At 70.1% G+C, this 18,402-nt stretch carries 19 protein-coding genes; 5 read left to right on the top strand and 14 right to left on the bottom strand.

Annotated features, from left to right (window positions below; translation table 11 throughout):
* The first annotated feature begins 67 nt into the window (after positions 1–67).
* The gene (locus BC793_RS24265; RefSeq protein WP_109595962.1) at positions 68–985 is read left to right on the top strand and encodes an SCO6745 family protein; all 918 of its coding nucleotides are present in this window, start codon (positions 68–70) and stop codon (positions 983–985) included.
* A gap of 69 nt (positions 986–1,054) precedes the next feature.
* Positions 1,055–1,390 carry a hypothetical protein gene (locus tag BC793_RS24260; RefSeq protein WP_109595960.1) on the top strand — a complete coding sequence of 112 codons (336 nt, stop codon included), beginning with the start codon at positions 1,055–1,057 and terminating at the stop codon, positions 1,388–1,390.
* 27 nt (positions 1,391–1,417) lie between these two features.
* Here BC793_RS24260 and BC793_RS24255 read toward each other — a convergent pair whose 3' ends face one another.
* From BC793_RS24255 to BC793_RS24225, 7 genes are all read right to left on the bottom strand, one after another.
* Complete coding sequence (locus tag BC793_RS24255) at positions 1,418–1,612, bottom strand: hypothetical protein (RefSeq protein ID WP_109595958.1); 195 nt, start codon at positions 1,610–1,612, stop codon at positions 1,418–1,420.
* Positions 1,613–1,691: 79 nt separating this feature from the next.
* Positions 1,692–2,654, bottom strand: coding sequence for a DUF1152 domain-containing protein (locus BC793_RS24250; protein ID WP_109595956.1), 963 nt, complete (start codon positions 2,652–2,654; stop codon positions 1,692–1,694).
* 37 nt (positions 2,655–2,691) lie between these two features.
* Positions 2,692–4,539 (bottom strand): hypothetical protein, encoded by a 1,848-nt coding sequence (locus tag BC793_RS24245; protein WP_109595954.1) that lies wholly within the window; start codon positions 4,537–4,539, stop codon positions 2,692–2,694.
* Complete coding sequence (locus BC793_RS24240) at positions 4,524–5,279, bottom strand: ABC transporter ATP-binding protein (RefSeq protein ID WP_109595952.1); 756 nt, start codon at positions 5,277–5,279, stop codon at positions 4,524–4,526. Before BC793_RS24240 ends, BC793_RS24245 begins: the two co-directional genes overlap by 16 nt.
* A gap of 58 nt (positions 5,280–5,337) precedes the next feature.
* Positions 5,338–6,036, bottom strand: a complete 699-nt coding sequence (locus tag BC793_RS24235) for a VOC family protein (RefSeq protein WP_109595951.1) — start codon at positions 6,034–6,036, stop codon at positions 5,338–5,340.
* A gap of 2 nt (positions 6,037–6,038) precedes the next feature.
* Positions 6,039–6,971, bottom strand: a complete 933-nt coding sequence (locus BC793_RS24230; RefSeq protein ID WP_109595949.1) for a phosphotransferase — start codon at positions 6,969–6,971, stop codon at positions 6,039–6,041.
* A gap of 42 nt (positions 6,972–7,013) precedes the next feature.
* Positions 7,014–9,050, bottom strand: a complete 2,037-nt coding sequence (locus tag BC793_RS24225; protein ID WP_109595947.1) for a S9 family peptidase — start codon at positions 9,048–9,050, stop codon at positions 7,014–7,016.
* A 69-nt stretch (positions 9,051–9,119) separates the two neighbouring features.
* Here BC793_RS24225 and BC793_RS24220 point away from each other — a divergent pair, with 69 nt between their 5' ends.
* On the top strand, positions 9,120–9,521 hold the full coding sequence (locus BC793_RS24220; RefSeq protein WP_109595945.1) for a GNAT family N-acetyltransferase: 402 nt from the start codon (positions 9,120–9,122) through the stop codon (positions 9,519–9,521).
* A 127-nt stretch (positions 9,522–9,648) separates the two neighbouring features.
* Positions 9,649–10,908: an MFS transporter gene (locus tag BC793_RS24215; RefSeq protein ID WP_146246416.1), complete on the top strand. Its 1,260-nt coding sequence runs from the start codon at positions 9,649–9,651 to the stop codon at positions 10,906–10,908.
* A gap of 319 nt (positions 10,909–11,227) precedes the next feature.
* Here the strand turns inward: BC793_RS24215 and BC793_RS24210 are convergent, their stop codons facing one another.
* The 6 genes from BC793_RS24210 to BC793_RS24185 form a co-directional block, all read right to left on the bottom strand.
* Complete coding sequence (locus BC793_RS24210; RefSeq protein WP_146246415.1) at positions 11,228–11,647, bottom strand: hypothetical protein; 420 nt, start codon at positions 11,645–11,647, stop codon at positions 11,228–11,230.
* Between the two features lie 86 nt (positions 11,648–11,733).
* Positions 11,734–12,504: a formylglycine-generating enzyme family protein gene (locus BC793_RS24205; protein ID WP_373871256.1), complete on the bottom strand. Its 771-nt coding sequence runs from the start codon at positions 12,502–12,504 to the stop codon at positions 11,734–11,736.
* A 41-nt stretch (positions 12,505–12,545) separates the two neighbouring features.
* Entirely contained in the window at positions 12,546–13,163 is a 618-nt protein-coding gene (locus BC793_RS24200) for a nucleoside/nucleotide kinase family protein (RefSeq protein WP_239170345.1), read from the bottom strand.
* A 116-nt stretch (positions 13,164–13,279) separates the two neighbouring features.
* Positions 13,280–13,741, bottom strand: a complete 462-nt coding sequence (locus BC793_RS24195) for a hypothetical protein (RefSeq protein WP_109595937.1) — start codon at positions 13,739–13,741, stop codon at positions 13,280–13,282.
* Positions 13,742–13,904: 163 nt separating this feature from the next.
* Complete coding sequence (locus tag BC793_RS24190; protein ID WP_109595935.1) at positions 13,905–15,857, bottom strand: caspase, EACC1-associated type; 1,953 nt, start codon at positions 15,855–15,857, stop codon at positions 13,905–13,907.
* Positions 15,857–16,243, bottom strand: coding sequence for an effector-associated constant component EACC1 (locus tag BC793_RS24185; protein WP_146246414.1), 387 nt, complete (start codon positions 16,241–16,243; stop codon positions 15,857–15,859). Before BC793_RS24185 ends, BC793_RS24190 begins: the two co-directional genes overlap by 1 nt.
* A 430-nt stretch (positions 16,244–16,673) precedes the next feature.
* On the opposite strand from BC793_RS24185, the gene BC793_RS24180 reads away from it, so the two are divergent.
* Positions 16,674–17,303, top strand: a complete 630-nt coding sequence (locus BC793_RS24180; protein ID WP_158319340.1) for an RICIN domain-containing protein — start codon at positions 16,674–16,676, stop codon at positions 17,301–17,303.
* Between the two features lie 261 nt (positions 17,304–17,564).
* On the opposite strand, the gene BC793_RS24175 is transcribed toward BC793_RS24180, so the two are convergent.
* Entirely contained in the window at positions 17,565–18,371 is an 807-nt protein-coding gene (locus BC793_RS24175) for an LLM class flavin-dependent oxidoreductase (protein ID WP_109595929.1), read from the bottom strand.
* Positions 18,372–18,402: the final 31 nt, after the last annotated feature.

The following is an 18,402-nucleotide window of genomic DNA, read 5'->3' as shown; positions in this document are numbered from 1 at the left end:
GCGTGACAGGGTTGTTGCCGGCGTGCGACGCTACCCGTCGGTAACAGTGTCGGCGAAAGGTGGCGCCATGACGGATACGACGGATCTCCGCTGGCAGGAGTCGTCCGCGCTGGACCCGGCCGTCGTGCGCGGCGCCTGGCGGGCCGCGGAGCCGCTCCACGGGCTGATCTACTTCGCCCCCGAGGCCCATCAGCGTTATGCGGCTCTGGGCATCGACCGGCGTGCCGGTTACTTCGCCTCCCGGGCGGCGGCCATGGGCCCCGTCGGACCCGGACCCGTCGTAGCCGGATTCTTCAACTTCAACCCGGACCTCGTCGCCCGCGCGTTGCCGGCCGTGTGGGAGCTGGTGACGCCGGCGGCCGTACTCGCGGCACGGTTGGAGGCCGCCGGTGCGGCCCTGCGCCAGGCGCTGGGCGAGACGGTGCACTCGCCGCAGATGCGCGAAGCCGCGGAGACGGCCCGGCGCGCCGCCGAGGCCGCCACCGCGCATCCCGAGGGCCGGCCGCTGTTCGCCGCGCACGCCACCCTGCCCTGGCCGGACGAGCCGCACCTGGTTCTCTGGCACGCACAGACCCTGTTGCGCGAGTTCCGCGGCGACGGGCACGTCGCCACCCTGGTGATCGCCGGCCTGACCGGGTTGGAGGCGCTGATCCTGCACGCCGCCTCCGGTGAGGTGCCGGTCGACTTCCTGCGCCGTAGCCGCGGATGGAGCGACGAGCAGTGGGAGCAGACCACCGACCGGCTCCGGGAACGCGGGTTGATCACCGGTGACGTGCCGACCCTCACCGACTCCGGCCGGGCACAGCGGGTGTGGATCGAGGCGACCACCGATCGGCTGGCCACCCCCGCGTACGAGGTGCTCGGCGCCGACGGCTGCGCCCGCCTCGCCGAACTGACCCGTCCGATGAGCCGCGCGGTCGTCGCGGCCGGCGCGCTGAACATCGACAACGCCGCGGGCCGGGACCAGCCCGCCGATCATGGGTGAGGTCGCTCGCGGACAGCGGCACACCAGCGGGCGCCGGCCGGACCGGCGCCCGTGCGGCATGATCTCGGAGTGCACGATCTGATGACGTTGAACGACCGGTGGTGGGACTGGCAGGTGGACCGGTGGGATGTGTCCGGCCTTCTCCTCGTTGCGGACAACGACCTGACCTATCACCACAGCGTCGAGGTCACGTTCACCGACGTCGTCTGGGTGTCCTGCACCGATCTGTTCCACCACCCGGTCTTCCGCACCCCGACGGCGGCGGAATACGCGTTCGCACGCCAGGTCACGAACGACGAGGCCCATCACCTGTTCGCGTGGGACGCCGAGACGGCCACCGGGACCGTTCCGATGATGATCGTCGCCGAGAGCGTCCGCATCGTGGAGGGGCTCGTCCGCCACTGACTCCGGACAACACCGCCGTCGGATCTGTCAGGGGCGATACATGATCGCTGCCTCGAGGCGCAGCCCCAGCCCGACGTGCACGAGCAGGACGGCGAAGAAATACTCCGTCAACGGCAGTGCCCCCGCATAGACGGACGCCACCAGAGCGACTGCGAAACCGAGGGCGAGTGCGGCATTGCCCAGGATCCGAGCAGCGTTGATCCTCGCCTCGCGCACGTTCACGTCAACGACTCTAAGGTCCGCGAACGCGGTGGCGCCGGGTATCGGGCCGGACGGGACGGGCCTGGGACCTGGCGTGCCGTCAGTGGGGGTAGGCGCGCGGAACGCGGGTGGTGGGGATCTCGTTGCGGAACGCCTCGATGCGGGTGATCACCTGGCGGCGGCTGATGGTGTTCTCGAGGCGGTCGAGATAGAGGCAGCGGGCCGCCAGTCTGTCCAGGTCGACGGTGAAGTAGATGGCCATCAGCGGGTTCACGAACAGGGTGCTGCCGCTGGTACGGCGGGTGAACTGGACGTCGCCGAAGGCGCCGCCGACGGCGGCCGCTATCTGGCCGTTGACGATGCTCGGGCGCTCCGGGGTGGCGGCCTGCGCGTCGGCGACCGCCTCCCGGTAGAGGACGGCCTCGCGGCTGGCACCGGGGATGGACAGCGCACCCAGGTAACCGCCGTCACGGTCGAGGGCGGCGATGTTCTCCAGGACCTGGACGTGGTTGACGCCGTGGTAGGCGTCGATACCGAAGCCCAGGCAGGTGACCAGTTTGATCGGCACGTCGAGGGCGGTGACCGCGGCGATGCTGGTGATGTCCTCGACGGGAGTGCCCAGGGCGTTCTCGTCGCCGCGCATCAGGATGTCGGTGCCGCCGTCGACCAGCACCACGGCGTCGATGTCCAGACGTTCGATCAGGATCTGGTACGCCGCCCGCAGGGTCCGGACGCCCAGCGGCGGGAACGCGTAGACGGTCGACGGCATGTCGTGGGCGGCGAGCCAGCGGGCCAGGGTGCGTTCCGGGAAGTACCAGTCGGGGCTGGCCGTGTCGGGGGTGATCGCGGCGACATCCCGGTCCGCCCACGATTCCTGGTCGATGAGTTCCAGCTGGGAGAACGACAGGCTGGCCAGGTGGACCTCGGCGCCGTTCGCGCGCAGGGCGAGGGCCAGGGGCAGCCCGGCATACACGTCGAAGCCGCCGCCGGCGCCCGCGATCAGGACCCGGCGGGCCGGTGCCAGGGCGGCGAACAGGGGCGGCACCGCCAGCGAGAACGTCATCGCCGGAACCGGGTCGGGACGGCGGACGGGGGTGGCGTCACCGGGCGGCGCTCTTCTGAAGGCGGCCGTATCGCAGTGGGATGACCGTGCCGACGGTGAGCATGGCGAGCCCGAGCAGCATGAACGCCGCCGCGACCGGGATGCGCCACGGGTCGTCGAGGTAGAGGGCGAGGAACCACAGGCGGTTCTCGCTACCGGAGAAGATCATCCACAGCGGGATGATGCCCTGCGGGAACAGCGGGACCCAGCAGGCGATCCACATCGTGGTGACCAGGGCGGACAGCCGGGGCGGCAGTTTGGCGGCGCCGGGCCGGACGGCCACGGCGGTGACCGTGCCGCCGGAACGCATGGTGGCCAGCAGTTCCGGGCCGGTGGCGCGCAGACGCCGGGCGGCCGCCCGGCCGCACCACCAGGTGAACCAGGCGCCGGTGGCCAGGGCTGCCGGGACCGCGGCCCAGGTCAGCAGCGGCTGGCCGGATCGGGTGCCGGCCCACGCCACCACGACGGCGGGGACGGTGGTCACGCACACCAGCAGCAGGGTGCCGATGATCTGACCGAAGACCGGCCCGGCCTCCAGCGGATTGCCGCTGCGGCGCTTCGGTTCCAGGACCGGAACCAGGGCGAACACCGACACCAGGACGATCAGGCCGGCACCGCCACCGAGGGCGGCGAACAGCAGGGCCAGCGCCCACGCCCACGTCTGCGGGTCACCGCCGGCGACGATCGTGCCGACCACGGTGATCAGCAGGGTGACCGGGGCGGTCTGTAGCAGCCAGGCCAGCTGGCGGCCGCGGACCTCGGCCAGTTCGCCGCCGGGGTTGACCAGGTTCAGCCACAGGGCGGTGCCGTCGAGGCCGAACAGGTTCGCCGAGGTGGCGGCGGCCATCGCCACGATGATCACGCCGGTCCAGGGCAGCATGCCGCGCCAGTCGATGATCAGCGGGACGAGGGTGTAGAGCACCCCGAAGAACACCGAGTAGTAGAAGAAGTGGATCCGCATCAGGTCACGCGACCAGGTGCGGAGTTCCTTCACCGCGACGGCGCGGATCGTACCCCCGTCGGTGAATCTGTCGAGAAGCGAACCGCGACCGGCCGACATGCCGGCGCGGGTCGTGGTGCGCCGGGCCAGCAACCGGGCCCAGACCGCCAGCGCCGCGCCGATCAGCGCCGCGAGGCCGCCGACGGCAGCCGCGGCGAGCAGCCAGTCACCGCGGCCGGCCGCGTCGATCGCCACCATCCCCCACGACGACGGCAGCCAGTGCAGGACCGTCGAGAACCGGGGCGGGAAACCGTAGGTGAGCAGGTCGGAGTCGACGGCCGCCCAGATCAGCACCCACGACTGGTTGAGCAGGACGGCCATCGAGGCGTTGACGAGCGCGGCCAGGATCGCGCCGAGCCGGGACCGGACGGCGACCGCGAGCACGCCGACGACCAGGCGGGACAGCATCAGGACCAGGATCAGCTGGAGGACGACCGCGATCACCGCGACGGCGACGGCGGCGATGCCCTGGGCGTGGGCGATGAGGGCGGTGAACGCGATCAGGCTGACCGCCGGGGCGATGCCGACGAACCCGGCGGTGAGCAGCCCGAACGCCAGCGGCAACGGGCGCAGCGGCAGGAGGGAGAACTGTTCGGGGCGCAGGCTGTCGTCGCCACCGCCGGTGTAGACCGGGCCGAGGATCCAGCCGAACATCCAGCAGGCCAGCACGATGGCGAGCAGGTCGCCGCGGACCTGTCCGGGGGCCAGGTCGCTGCCGGCCAGCGCGATCGTACCGGCGGCCAGCAGCAGGCCGGCGATGCCGCCGCTGATCATGGCGGCGGCGCGGGAGCCGGTGAGGGTGTGCGCGAGCACCCGCAGGCGCATCGCGATCAGGACGCCAGCCACGACGGTGCCTTCCGGGTGGCGGCGCCGGCGCCGACCAGTTCGACGAACCGGTCCTCGAGGGTCGCGCCGGCCCGCACGTCCGCCAGGCTGCCGGCGGCGACGACGCGGCCGTTGTCGATCACCGCCACGTGGTCGCAGACCTGCTCGACCAGGGCCATCACGTGGCTGGACAGCACGACCGAGCCGCCGCCGGCGACGAACGTCTGGAGGATTCCGCGGATGGTCAGTGCCGACACCGGGTCGACGGCCTCGAACGGTTCGTCCAGCACGAGCAGGCGCGGGCCGTGCAGCAGCGCCGTGGCCAGGCCGATCTTCTTGCGCATGCCGGTCGAGTAGTCGTTGACCAGGGTGCGTTCGGCGTCGAGCAGGTCCAGGACGTCGAGCAGCTCGTGGGCCCGGCTCGCGGAGGTGGCCTTGTCGAAGCCGCGCAGCCGGGCCTGGAAGACCAGCAGCTCACGGCCGGTGAGCCGTTCCGGCAGGGCCAGGCCGTCGGGCAGCACGCCGACCTGGGCGCGGGCCTTGACCGGGTCGGCCCACACGTCGGCGCCGAAGATCCGGGCGCGCCCGGCGTCGGGGCGCAGCAGGCCGACGGCCATCGACAGTGAGGTGGTCTTCCCGGCGCCGTTCGGTCCGACCAGGCCGTAGAAGGAGCCGGCCGGAACGGTCAGCGTCACGTCGTGGACCGCGGTCTTGGGACCGAAGTGTTTGGCGAGCCCGGCCAGCTCCAAAGCGGAATTCAAGAAAGACGCCCCCGTCCGATGCGACACGCGATCGAACGCGAATCCTAATCGGATGCGATCATCGGTGCAGACCGGCCAGGACCCGGAAGTCGTTGCCGTCCGGATCGGCAAGCCGGATCCAGCCGGGACCCTCCTCCAGGTGGGTGGCGCCGAGGGCGATCAGGCGGCGGATCTCCCCGTCGTCAGAACCGGTCAGGTCGTACGACAGACGGTTCTTCCCGGTACGCGGATCCAGCGGCGGGCCGCCCCACGTGATCTTGGTGCCGCCCTTCGGGGACTGGATCGCGGTCTCCTCGTTCTCGTCCCAGACCAGCGGCCACCCCAGCGCCCGCGCCCAGAAGTAGCCGACCGCCTGACTGCCGTCACTGGCCAGCGCCCCGATGAACCCGCACCCGGCGAGGAAGTTGTTGCCCGGCTCGATCACGTCGAACTCGTTGCCCTCCGGATCGCCGAGCACCACGTGGTCGACGTCGCCCTGCCCGATGTCGAGATGCCGGGCGCCGAGCGTGAGGGCCTTCGCGACGGTTCGTTCCTGGTCGTCGATCGACGTGCTGGTCAGGTCGAAGTGCATCAGGTTCGCGGCCGTCTTCGGTGCCTGCTCGGGACGGAACCGCAGCCGGAACCCGTCGTCAGCGCCGATCACCACCCCGTCGAACGGGTCGTCCACCGGCCGGTAGCCGAGCATCGCGGCCCAGAACCCGGCGAGCCGGGCGGGTTCCCGTGCGTCGATGCAGAGCGCGTACAGGTCGAGGGTCATGGTCACGTCCGATCGCTGAGGATGTCCGGGCGGCGGTCCGCCAGCCAGGTCAGGAGGGCTTCCGCCTGGGCCCGCTGGAAGTCGCGGAGGGTCGGTGCCGTCGGTGGTGGCGGCAGCAGGGAACGGCTGACGAACAGCCCGGCGGCGGCGACCAGCACGGTGTCCAGGTCCTCCCGGTCGACGTCACGGGTCAGCGGGTGCCCGCCCACCAGGGCTTCGACGTCGACACCGTGCATCGCGAGGCTCGCGGTCATCATCGCCAGGTCGAACCAGCCGGCGCCGGTGCACGCGTTGGGCCAGTCGACGATGCGTACCCCGTCGTCGGTGAGGATCATGTTGTCCAGCCGCAGGTCGCCGTGGACGAGAGCGGTACCGGCGGCGGCCCGCGACCAGTGTTCCTCCCGGGCGGCCAGCACCTCGATCGAGGCGCCGGCGAGTTCCGGGTAGGCGGTGACGACGGACCGCCACGACCCGTCCGCGGCGATGCCCCGCCAGCCGTGGAAGTCGTCGGCGTATTCGTCGGCGACCCTGGGCAGCGCGGGCGGGCCGGGTGTCACGCCCAGCGCGGCGACGGCCTCCATGACCAGGCTGAGGTCGGCGATCTGCGGGGTACGGCCGTCGACGTACTCGAAGAGCATGACGATCCAGGTGCCGTCGTCGTGCCACCAGAGCAGCCGTGGGCTGGGCACCTGCGGGGGCAGCGCCTCGGCGAGCAGCGCCTCACGCCGGTAGGACCCGGCCACGCCGGACGTCTCCCGCGAGATCGCCTTGACGAAGAACCGGGCACCCGACTCGCCGGCCACCGCCGAGGCCACGCCGGGGGTGAATCCGCCGGGTGCGCTGGCGATCTCGCGCAGCGGGGTGGCGGCGGCTGCCTCGGCGCGGCTCCGGAGGGAGTCCGGGATATCGGTCCACCGCAGCCGCGTCACGTTCATGCCGTGGCACGCTACCGCCGCACTCCCCCGCGGGCACCGCAATTACGACAGGCCCAGCGACTGGCGCAGGAACGCCAGCTCGTACTCCCACAGGCCGTCGACGACGCCCATATGGGAGGCGCCGGGCAGCGGCAGGACGGTGTGCGGGCGACCGGCGGCCAGCAGCGCCGCCGACAGTTTCATGGTGTGTACGGGCAGGACGTTGTCGTCGACCAGGCCGTGGATCAGCAGCAGCGGGCGGCGCAGGTTCGGGGCGTCGTCGATCAGCGACGACTGGGCGTACATGCCGGGGTTCTCGGCCGGCAGGCCCAGGGTGCGTTCCTGCCAGTGGGAGCTGTAGAGCAGCATGTCGGTGACCGGGGCCCCGGCGATGCCGGCGTGGAAGACGTCGGGACGGCGCAGCACGGCGAGGGCGGCCAGGTAGCCGCCGGCCGACCAGCCGCGGATGGCGACCCGGTTGAGGTCGAGGTCGTAGTGGCCGGCGGCGGCGTGCAGGGCGTCGACCTGGTCCTGGAGCCGGGGCGCCGGGTGGTCGTCGCCGCGGGCCCGGTCCCAGGTGGGGCCACGGCCGGGGGTGCCGCGGCCGTCGGCGATGACGACGGCGAACCCCTGGTCGGCGAACCACTGCGACGCCCAGTAGCGGGACCGGGCGGCGACGGCACGCTGGGCGGCCCGGCCCCCGTAGGGGTCCATTAGCACCGGCAGGGTGCCGCCGGTGTAGCCGGTCGGCAGCAGCACCGCGGTCCGCAGCCGGCGCTCACCCAGCCAGTGCAGCCGCGGCCGCGGGACCAGCGACGGTACGGCGGCCACGCTGCGCAGGGGACGGCCGTCGACGGTGACGGTCTCCGCGTCGAGGGTGCGTGCCTCCACGACGGTGACACCGCCGCGGCGGCGGCCCTCGTGCAGGCCGGGAACCGTGGTGACCTGCTGCAACGATGCCGGTGACCAGGTCCACAGGTCGCGGGAGGACGGGTCCTGGAAGGCCGCAAACAGGACGGTGTCGCCGTCGACCGACAGCACCCGGTCGATCTGAAGGCCGGGTGGGGTCACCGGCACGCCGTCGACGGTCAGCCGGCGGGTGTCGCCGTCCTCGACCGTCCACAGCAGGGCGCCGGACGCGGTGTGGGCGGGCAGACCGGAGACGATCGTGGTCCAGTGCGGGTCGGTGTCCTCGCGCAGCACCGTGGTCCGCCCGGTGGCGGGGTCGGCGGTGAGGATCCGCATCACGGTCTGCGGACGGTTCTGGACCGCGATCAGCAGGGCGGTGGCGTCCCAGGTGACCCGGGTGACGTACTCGAACGCCCGGCGGTCCCAGTCGATCTCGACACGGCTGCCGTCCAGGCCCAGGACGTGCAGGCTGACGTCGGCGTTCGGGGTACCGGCCGCCGGGTAGCGCAGCGCGGTCGGCGGCTTCTCCGGGTGGGCCGGGTCGCTGATGTACCACACCTGCACCGGCGAGTTGTCGACCCGGGCGGCGACCAGCGACCGCCCGTCCGGAGCCCACCAGTAGCCCTGGAACCGGTCCATCGACTCGGACGCCTCGTGTTCCGGCAGACCCCAGGTGACCTCGGGGCCGTCGGGTTCGGCGAGCGGACGGTCGTCCTTGCCGTCCCGGCCGACCACCCGCAACTCGTCCTCGTGGACGTAGGCGATCCAGGTGCCGGTCGGGTCGATGCGTGCCTCGGCGACCGGCTCCCGCGCGCCGACCTCGGTGACCTCGCCGGAGGACACGTCGGCCACATACAGCCTCATGTCGAGGGTGAACGCGATCGTGCGTACCCCCGCATCGGTGGTGAAGGCGCTGATCCCCGCGGACCTGTCGCGGGCCCGCTCACGCCGCGCCCGTTCGCGCTCGGACATCGGTCCGGCGCCGGTGGCGCCGAGCGCCGCCGGATCGGCCAGCAGACGCTCCTCGCCGGTGGCGACGTCGAGGATCCACAGGCCGGCGACCGGATCCTCGCCGCCGGCGGACCGCAGGAAGACGACCCGCGAGCCGTCCGGGGAGATGGCGAAGTTACGGGCGAGACCGAGTGTGAACCCCTGGGTCCGGGCGACCTGCCCGGGAAACGTGGACGTCATTCATATACCTTGCCGCAAATGTCGTGCGGAGTGTGAGCCTGTCGGCGGCAACGCCTCTACCGTGGCGTGATGCCGATCGAGCTGATTTGCCGGTTCCCCGTCGACGACCGTGAGTTGAGCGTGCTGCATGCGCGGGCGTTCGGCGCCGATCCGGCCGTGGTGCAACCCTGGTCGCAGCGGCTGGAACGGCACGCGCTGACCTGGGTGGGGGCTTTCGAGGACGGCCGGCTGGCCGGGTTCGTGCAGGTCTGCTGGGACGGCGGGAGTCACGCGTTCATCCTGGACACGGCGGTGGACCCGGACCGGCAGCGCCACGGTCTCGGCGCCCGCCTGGTCGCGGCCGCCGCGGCGGAGGCCCGCGCCGCCGGCTGCGAGTGGCTGCATGTCGACTTCGAGCCGCACCTGGAGAAGTTCTACCTCGACGGTTGCGGCTTCCGGCCGACCAGGGCCGGTCTGCTCCGGCTGATCTGACTGCACGGTTCGGCGGCCGGGCCGATCGGTACATCAGCCACGGTGGCCGGGTATGGTCGCGGTGCGAGTTGACGTTCCAGTCCGACCTGTCTGGCGGCTCGCGGTGTGATGCCGCTGGAGTTCCGCTGTGCGTACAGGTCATGTTCGTCGTCGTGTCGAAATCTCCGCCACCCCGTTGGCCCGCTATCGCGGGGCGCTGTCGCTGGGCCGCCCGTTCTTCGCCGCCGCCGCGGTCGCCCGCCTCGGTGTGGCGATGTCCGGGCTGGCCGTGTTCTGGGCGGTGCAGGGCGCGTCCGGTTCGTTCGGACGGGCGGGCGCCGCGACCGGTGCTTTCGCCGTCGCCGAAGCTCTGGTCGGGCCGCAGATCGCTCGGCTGGTCGACCGGTGGGGGCAACGACGGGTGATGCCGGTGACGACGGCGTTGTTCGCCGTCGCCGCGTCGCTGCTGATCGTAGCGTGTGCGGGTCCGTGGCCGGCCTGGTCGATGGTCGCGCTGGCGGCGGTGGTGGGCGCGACCGTCCCGGCGGTCGGGGCGCTGTCCGCGGCTCGGTGGCGGCGGGTCGCCGCCCGGCGCGACGGGGACGGCACGGCCGGGATCCTGACGGTGGCCCTGTCGTTGGAGGGCGCGGTCAACGATGCCGCGTTCCTGGCCGGGCCGGTGCTGGTGACGACGCTCGGTACCGTTCTGGCACCGTGGTCCGGGCTGGCGCTGGCCGTATCACTGCTGGTCGCCGGCATGACCGGCCTGCTGCTCGACTCCGGGTCCGAACCGGTGCCGGGCGGGGTGTCGCGCGGGGTCCTGGTGGATCGCCGGCTACTGAACCGCGGTTTCGCCGCCCTGTTCGCGGCGAACCTGGCCCTGGGGTTCTTCTTCGGTGGCATCGGGGTGGCGATCACCGCGTTCGCGTTCGCGCATCAGGCCGAGGCACTGTCCGGTCTCGTCACCGCGGCTGCCGGGGCGGTCAGTCTGGTCGCGGGCCTGATCTACGGCGCGGTGGCCCCGGCCCGGCCGGCGCGGGTGATGCTCGCCGCCGGACTGGTTCTCGTCGCGGGCTGCGCGATGCTGTCCCTGACGCCGGCCGTCGCGGTCATGTTCGCCGGGTACGCGGTGGTGGGTGGGTGTGTGGCGCTGGTGCTGATCCCCGGGTCGATCCTTCTGCAACGGGCTGCGGTGCCGGACGTCTACACCCAGGCGATGACGTGGATCAACTCGGCGAGCGCGCTCGGGATCGCGGCGTCGGCGCCGCTGATCGGCGTCGTGGTCGAACGTCATGGCTGGTCGGCGGGCTTTCTGGTGCTGGCCGCCCTGACCGCCTGCCTCCCGGTGACCATCGCCGTCCTGCCCGGTGGCGGGCCGGTGCCGCCGACGCCGCACCGGGCAGATTGAGGCGGGGCCACGTTCAGCGGGTTGAGCCGGCCCACACGTCCAGCGGGCTGGCCGGCCCACACGTCCAGCGGGCTGGCCGGCCCACACGTCCAGCCGGTTGGCAGGGCCGCGTTCAGCCGGTTCAGTTGGCGGCGCCTGGCCGGTGGAGCCTGGGCCGCCGTTTCACCGGTCGAACCTCCTCCGCGCCACGCCGTTAGAGCACTTTCGCACACCTGGGCGATCATCTTCGGCCGATCTGGGAGGCCACCTGTGGTTTATGGCTGTCTCCCGGCCTGGGGAAGCAGCCATAACCCATAGGCGACGGTTGAAGCGGGGCGCCTCAGTCGACTGAGCGGGTCCGGGCATGATGCTTTTTGAAGTCGAAGAAGCGCAGACCGTCGACGGTGGATCCGTTCTCTATCTCGTGCAGGCTCCAGGCGTGGATGGTGTAGTCGTCGAATGCGACCCCACCACGGGCGAGAAGTTTCGTGAGTAGCTGGTGGACCTCAGTGGTTCCGTCCACGCGCCCGGAGATGTCGATCTGTACCGCCCAGCTCGGACGGTGCCCCACGGCAGCATCGAGTACTGCGAGTTCATCCGCTTCCCAGTCGACGTAGAGAGTCCCGTTTCCTTCGTCCTCGATGTCGATGTACAAGGCACCGTTCATCACCCACGGATTACTTTGCTGTGGCAGAGAATTCGTGAGCAGTGCGATGGTCTCCTCACGACTGCCCGCCGGGAACGCGAAAACTGTACGCACGGCTGGAGTGTAGTGCTGCACCGGCAGCCTCGACCGCGAATCCCGGGCCGTACGGGGCCGGCTTCGGCGTGGCGTGGTGCTCTCATCTATTTCTGCGGTGGCAGTGGTGCGACCGGGCGGATCGCTGTGAAGTCAGCTTGTTCATACCGGGTGGAGGCGAGGAGCAGCAGCCATTCGTCACAGCCCTGCCACGGGTAGAGGTCGGCGGCACCACCACGGACCACTCGAGGACCGTCCCCGGTGCGGGGGCGGCCGTCATCCGGTGCGCCCGCGAACCCGGGAATCCACACGTCGGCGCAGAGTTCGCCGGCCGATCCCATGGCCGCCAGACCGAAAGCGTTCTCCGACGCCGCGGTCACCTGCTCATCGCCGAAGTCGTCGAGCAGTTGTTCCTCGCCGGGTTTGCCGTCTCCGCGGAAGGTCAGGGTGGTGGTGCCGGCCCTTGCCGCGTACTCCCATTCGGCTTCGCTGGGCAGCCGGAACGGCAGGGCTTCGAGCAGGTCGTCCAGGTCGTCCTCGAGCCGCGCCGTGCCGGTCTCCGCCTCGGCGTAGTCGTCCTCGTAGTCCGGCATCCAATGCCGAACCTGAGCGACCGTCAACGGGTGCCGGGCGATCAGGAACGATGCGACGCGCACCTCGCGTACCGGCTGGGAATGCCAGGCCTCGGCGAAGAACGGTTCGAGAGTGTCCTCGACCCCTCCGTCACTCGCGATGGCGCGCACCGCCGCCAGTTCCGCCTCGGACAGGCCCATGCGATAGGTCCCGCCCGGAACCTGCCGAAAGATCACGCCTGAAGGGATGTGCTGCCAGGCCGGCCGCCCGGCAAGCACTTTCTCGTTCCACACGACGCCGAACATTACCTGCAGAGGCGAAGGCGCGATCGCTGCCGGCGGCAGGATCAGTTCGTCGTCCGGACGATGCGAGGCGCCCCGAGATCCTCGTTGTCGATCAGGATGTCGGCCCGTTGCTGCGGCGAACAACTGGCGAAGTAGATGCGTTGCGCCTCGACATAGCGTCGCATTCCCGGATGACCGGGATCGGGGCTCGTGCCGTCGCGGTGCGCCATCCGCTTCGCCGTCACGTCGAACGGGACCTCAAGGAACACTGACAGGTCCCACACGCTGCCGATCTCGTCGCGGTGAAGAAACAGCCCGTCGACGATCAGGACGCTCCCGGGCACCGCGGTCCGCGGCGGCGGGTCGAGAACCGCATCGGTGACGAGATCGTGCGCGGCCGGCCGATAGCGTCGCGCACCGTCAGGAGCGAAGGGATCAAGAACGTCGCTCCGGAACCGCTGATAGTCGTACGAATCCTGCCAGAAGCCCTCCGGAGATTCGCGGCCCTGCCGGTAGCGCACGGCCCGGACGTTGTGGAAGTCGTCGAGCGACACCCGAACGGCCGGCCGGCCGAGCGTACGCACCGCTGCGGCGAGTTCATCCGCGAAGGTGGTCTTGCCGGAGCCGTCCGGGCCGTCGACGGCGACCCGAAGGCAGGCACCACCTCGGCGTACGGGAATCCGGCGCGCGACCTGGCCGATGACATCCTGCCGTTGCGCAGATTCCGACATCGATTCAGGATGCCAGGTCACCCGACGTCAACCGAACCCGGCGCACCTCGCCATCGAGGAAGACATCAGGTGTCGTAGCAGCCGTCCCAGGGCGGGTCGAAGCCCAAGTCGTCAGGTACGAACTCCGCGTGATCTTCTCCGTCATAGTCTTCGGACTGGTCAACCAGCCCGAAGGTGTGGCCTTCGAAGTCGACGTGGAACAGCTTGATGGCGATGTCGCTGAAGACGCGCCCGGGCAGGGCGTCCAGCCAGCCGGCGAGACGCGCCTGAGCGCGATCGATCGAGGCGTCCTCGTCTTCGCTGGTGCCGGCGCACCAGATCTGCGAACCGGTATGGGCACCGTCCGGGTCGAACCGGTGCAGCACGGCGTACCACCGCTTGTAGTGAGGCCACGAGTCGGTCGCCCCGGTGCCCTCTTCGAGGGTGGCCGTGACGGAGCCGAAGAACTGTCCGTTCTCATACGTGCCGATCGAGCTGGTGCGGTAGTCCGGCTCATAGGCGATGGGAACGCGGTCGGGAATTGCCATGACCGGGATGCTAGGGCAGGGGTACGACAAAGATGATCACGGCTCGCCTCCTCCGGCGGGAACGGCCGTTCCGAGGCAGCGTCTGTCGCTCACCGATGTCCGGATTGGTCGGCGGGTCCACGAGCGGCCAGAGTGTGGCAGCGATCGGACTCAGCCACCCCTGCTATCCGGACGGAGAAAACGGTATGGACGATGCCGTTTCCGGTCCAGCCGACACTATGAGAGTCACTGTCGCGCCGCATTTGGCTTCTTCGCCAGCGGGTGCTTTCTGCTCTAAGACAGTGCCGACTGGCTCATCGGATGTCCGCTCTTCAATCTGAGGAACAAACTTGGCGCCACTCAACGCCGCGTCAGCGTGCTCGGCCATCATTCCCTTTACGTTTGGAACCACTCTCCGGCACGTCTTTCCACCATCGGACAAAAAGACGGTGACGGTGGATCCCTCCTGTACCTTGACGCCGGAGCCGGGCTGGGACCAGAGCACCTGTCCTTCCTTCTTGGGGCTGTCTTGGAACTCGAATTCGGCGTGCAACCCGACCGCCTGCAGCGCATCTCTGGCGGACGAGCGGTCGCGACCGAGAGGGGGCACCGGCGTCATCGGCGCCTTGCACACGGTGATGCTGACCTGCGCTCCGCGGCCGGCCGGCTGACCGGGCAACGGGTCTTGCGCGATGACCGTGCCCGGGGAGCAGGCGGAGCTCGACGAGGCGACGACGACGCTCGGTTCCAGACCTTCCTCCCGGAGCGCCGCCTCGGCGCTGGCCCGGGGCAGGCCGGACAGATCGGGGACCGACATGGTGCCTTCCTGTGGTGGGTCGTGCAGAAGCGTCAGCAGCCCCACCATGCCGACGGTCAGCAGGACTGCGGCGGCGACGGCGACGAGCCACCGCTTCTTCCGTCCGCCATGCTCGGGGTACGGCTCGGGGGTGGCGTGGACGGCGGGCGAGTGCGGCGGTTCGATGGCGTGGGACATCGGGACCCGGGCCAGGATGCGAGGCGGTAGGTCCGTGCCCGGTGGACCCGGCATCGACGGACGAGGCATCGGGGCGATCGGCTCGTCCGTCATCGGCGGTGGTGCCACCGGGCTCCGCCGGTCGACGGCTACGTGCACCCGCACCACTTGCGTTGCACCCGACCTCCGGTCCCGCACGAGGATCTTGCCACGGTTGTAACCCGGGCCGGGGTGCAGCTCGATCGTCAGCCGCCCGCCGCACACCTCGGTGTTCAGCCAGGTGGCATCGCTCTCGGCCGTGCAGTCCAGCTCGGCCTCGGTGAGCGGGTAGATCTCGATGGTCTCCGGGCTGAGCCACTCGTCCGGGCCGACATCGCGCAACGTGATGGTGTTCTCGGACAGGACGAACGTCGGATCACTGGCCCGCGGGGTGGCGGCGTCGGCGGGAACCGGTGCGGCGGGCCGTTTGGCCAGCATGACCGCCGCGTCGCCATCGAACCGGCAATGTGGAATCTGTTTCGTGGTGGCGGTCAGCCTCGCCCGTACGTAGTCGAAGACCTCCCGCAGATCCAGGTAGCCGTCGCCGTCCCGGTCGTCGGCGGCACCGAGGAGACCGGTGACGAGATGTTCGGTGAACAAGCTTGTACCGGTGGCGGTGGCGGCGTCGTTGGCCAACGCCGCGCCCCGCGTGCTGGAGATCACGTAGCGGCCCGGACCCGCGAGCGGTGCGGACACATCGCCGCCCTTGAACATGCCGCTACTGCAGCAGTCCAGGATGATCACGGTGCATCGGGCCACCGACTGCTCGACGAACTCGTTGACCCGTACGTTGCTGACCGCCGTCCGCAACAGCTTGTCCGACCGGGTGTTCCGCCCGCACAGGAAAAGCTGGTTACGCTCGTCGATCAGCCCGTGCCCGCTGTAGTAGAACAGCAGCAGATCGTCCCGGTGCGCCGAGGAGAAGAACGTGTCGATCTCGTCGAGCAGGTCGTGCGAGCTGCGTTCGATCACCAGCCGGACGTTCTCCTCGGCGAAGAGCCCGGTCACGGAGTCCACGAGCGCCCGGTGCAGACGGGCGACGTCCTTCGTCGGGGCGTTGAGCGGGTTGAGGCCGGCGTCCTCCTCGAACACACTGTTGCCGATGAGCAGCGCCCGGTACGTCATCACCGCTCCTTGGCGAGCTCCGAGGCGGCCATGATGAGCGGTGCCATGGCGTCGGACCCGGCATTCTCGGCCGAGACACGTACGGTCTTCGGCGTGCCCTCGGCGTCCGTGAAGGTCAACTCCACGGAGCGGTGCCGGTCCCGGCCCAGCCAGGTGCTGATCAGCTGGACGGCGACGCTGAACGCCCCGGCCGAGCCCAGGGCCAGGATGACCTGATCGGCCGCGGCGCCCTTCATGCCGGGCACCGGCGTTCGGTCCAGGCGCACCGAGCCGGTGTCGCGGCGGAGGTCCTGGACGAGGGCCGCGGTCTGCGCGAGCCAGCGTTGATCGTCGTCGTCATACCGGTCGTTGCGCGCGACCAATCCGATCTCGAGCGTTTGGGGCATCGGTGCTCCACATGTCCCCTGGGCCGTCGTCCTCTACCTGCAAGGATGCGCGACGGCGGGCCGCAAGTGCATGCTTCGAGCCTAGCTGTTGGCGCGGGAGGAGAGCGTGACTTTCGCGTTGGTGCAACCTGCCCGGACGGTCACCGCGGAGAGCAGTCCAGCCGGGCTGGGTAGGTCGTTCGCACCATGACGCACCCGATTCCGGGACACGGGTGCCGGCCAAGCCTTACCGTGGCGCAGACCGACGCGCGGGGAAACACGGTAAATAGGCGCCGTCAACTCTGCGCGATCGCCGACTGAGCACGATGTGAAGACGTCCGCCCTGCTCTGAGCTGGAGAGAGAACCGTGGAATCACAGCCCATGCGCCCGGATCGTCGGCATAGCGAGATCGGGACGTGCGAACCGCTCGGCGAGCGGGCGACGAGAACGATGACCGTGGCGCTGGCTGCGGCCGGAGCCGTTTTCATCGCGGCGACCGCAGCACCACCGGCACATGCCACCAGTGCCAGAACGGACCACGAAACGGCCACTCTCGTCGAGATCACCAATCTGTACAGCCCCAACCTTCGCCTTGACGTCATGTGGGGTTCCATCGAGGCCGGTGCTGGTGTCTTCTTGTGGCCGGACAACGCCGGCACCTCCCAGGAGTTCGAGAAAATCGATAGCGGGGATGGATTCTTCCGGTTGAAGGCGCAGCATTCCGGGCAGTGCTTGAGGACCGACTGGCGCGAAGGAACCGTGACCAACGGAACGCCGATCATCCAGTGGTGGAGTTGCTCGCAAGGGTATTCGCCGGCCGAGTGGTCCCTGTCCTATGTCCGGGATACGCTCTCTCATCCCGGTAGCTTCGGACCGACTAAAATGCTGATCCGGAATCGGGATTCCGGTCTGTGCCTGGATGCACGGAACGACGCCGCCGGCCCGCCTCCCTGGCGAGTGGTCCTCCAGGTGCGAAACTGTCTCACCGCCGACACCGACCCGAACGTCATGAACCAGCTGTGGTCCTTCACGCCTGCGACGTCCCAGCCAGTGAAGGGCCCACACAGCGTTACTTTCTGAGTCCCCTCGTCAGCCGATGACCATCGGCTGCATTCGCAGGAATGCAGGGGACGACAGGCAGCAGGACGACGGCCGCGAAGGGGGCGAGTACAGCGTTCTGAACATCCGTGCCGAACGCGCCGAGACTCTGGTCGGGGACGTCGTATGCGCGGGGGCCGTGCACGACGGAGTACGTGACCTTTGCGTCATCGACAAGGAACTGCGTTCAGGTGTCGGCTCTCCGGACCGGCGTATTCGCCGCCATCATTCCTCAGCGGTGAACTACCGTCCGCCTAGCTTGGCCACGACCGGAGCGAACGTGTCGGCGAAGTCGGCGCCGATGACGAAGTAGGAGAAGCCGATCTCTTCCCGTCGCCGCTGAATCTCCTCGGCGGCGGCCGCCGGATCCTCCGGAAGCGTGACCAACGAGTCCGCCGCGCGAGCTGCGGCAGTGTCGGTGTCGGGAGGCGCCATGTGCGGTGCGACCCGGTCGCCGATGACCGACACGGCATTCGCGAGCTCGACGTCGCGGACGGCGCGCAGGTCGCGCGCCAGTCGCGTGACCTCGGTCCGGGACTCATCCGGCGCTTGCACGAAGGTGACCGTGTCGGCGGCCTCGGCCGCCAGCGCCCGAGCCTTCGGCCCGCGGACGGCCATCGCCACCGGTGTGTGCCGGTCGGGGCCGTCGAAATCTCGTAGCCTCCGGACGGTCTCGCGTATCCGGGCCAGCCGCTCGCGCGGCGGGACGGCAGGCATTCCCTTGTCGCGGAGCTCGTCGTCGATTCCTGGCCGGCCGGTGCCGATGCCCAGCTCGAAGCGTCCGTCGGTGAGCTGCGACAGCGAGTGCGCCTCCCACGCCGTCAGCCAGGCCGGGCGTAGCGGGGAGGCGTACACCCATGTGCCCACTCGCAAGTCGGTCAGCGCCGCGGCGGTGGCCAACGTGGGACCCGGCGCCGGTTGCAGCAGCGGGAAATCCGGCATCAGCAACGTCGAGTAGCCGCTGTCGGCGATGCGGCGCACCTGGGCCAGCCACGTCGGCAGGTCAGTTCTGAGCGGGGCAACGACCCCGAAGCGAAGCGGTCTCGTCATGTCTGGGATCTCCTCTGCGGTCCGGCGAGAT

The sequence above is a fragment of the Actinoplanes xinjiangensis genome (assembly GCF_003148685.1).
GTDB classification, from domain to species: Bacteria; Actinomycetota; Actinomycetes; order Mycobacteriales; family Micromonosporaceae; genus Actinoplanes; species Actinoplanes xinjiangensis.
This window is presented reverse-complemented; position numbering and strand designations above follow the sequence as displayed.

What these genes read in the sequence shown, in the direction of transcription:
- BC793_RS24265 (WP_109595962.1), top strand. Translation starts at nt 68, where the DNA reads ATGACGGATACGACGGATCTCCGCTGGCAGGAGTCGTCCGCGCTGGAC.
- BC793_RS24250 (WP_109595956.1), bottom strand. Translation starts at nt 2,654, where the DNA reads ATGACGTTCTCGCTGGCGGTGCCGCCCCTGTTCGCCGCCCTGGCACCG.
- BC793_RS24235 (WP_109595951.1), bottom strand. Translation starts at nt 6,036, where the DNA reads ATGACCCTCGACCTGTACGCGCTCTGCATCGACGCACGGGAACCCGCC.
- BC793_RS24230 (WP_109595949.1), bottom strand. Translation starts at nt 6,971, where the DNA reads ATGAACGTGACGCGGCTGCGGTGGACCGATATCCCGGACTCCCTCCGG.
- BC793_RS24225 (WP_109595947.1), bottom strand. Translation starts at nt 9,050, where the DNA reads ATGACGTCCACGTTTCCCGGGCAGGTCGCCCGGACCCAGGGGTTCACA.
- BC793_RS24220 (WP_109595945.1), top strand. Translation starts at nt 9,120, where the DNA reads ATGCCGATCGAGCTGATTTGCCGGTTCCCCGTCGACGACCGTGAGTTG.
- BC793_RS24205 (WP_373871256.1), bottom strand. Translation starts at nt 12,504, where the DNA reads ATGTTCGGCGTCGTGTGGAACGAGAAAGTGCTTGCCGGGCGGCCGGCC.
- BC793_RS24195 (WP_109595937.1), bottom strand. Translation starts at nt 13,741, where the DNA reads ATGGCAATTCCCGACCGCGTTCCCATCGCCTATGAGCCGGACTACCGC.
- BC793_RS24190 (WP_109595935.1), bottom strand. Translation starts at nt 15,857, where the DNA reads ATGACGTACCGGGCGCTGCTCATCGGCAACAGTGTGTTCGAGGAGGAC.
- BC793_RS24185 (WP_146246414.1), bottom strand. Translation starts at nt 16,243, where the DNA reads ATGCCCCAAACGCTCGAGATCGGATTGGTCGCGCGCAACGACCGGTAT.
- BC793_RS24180 (WP_158319340.1), top strand. Translation starts at nt 16,674, where the DNA reads ATGACCGTGGCGCTGGCTGCGGCCGGAGCCGTTTTCATCGCGGCGACC.
- BC793_RS24175 (WP_109595929.1), bottom strand. Translation starts at nt 18,371, where the DNA reads ATGACGAGACCGCTTCGCTTCGGGGTCGTTGCCCCGCTCAGAACTGAC.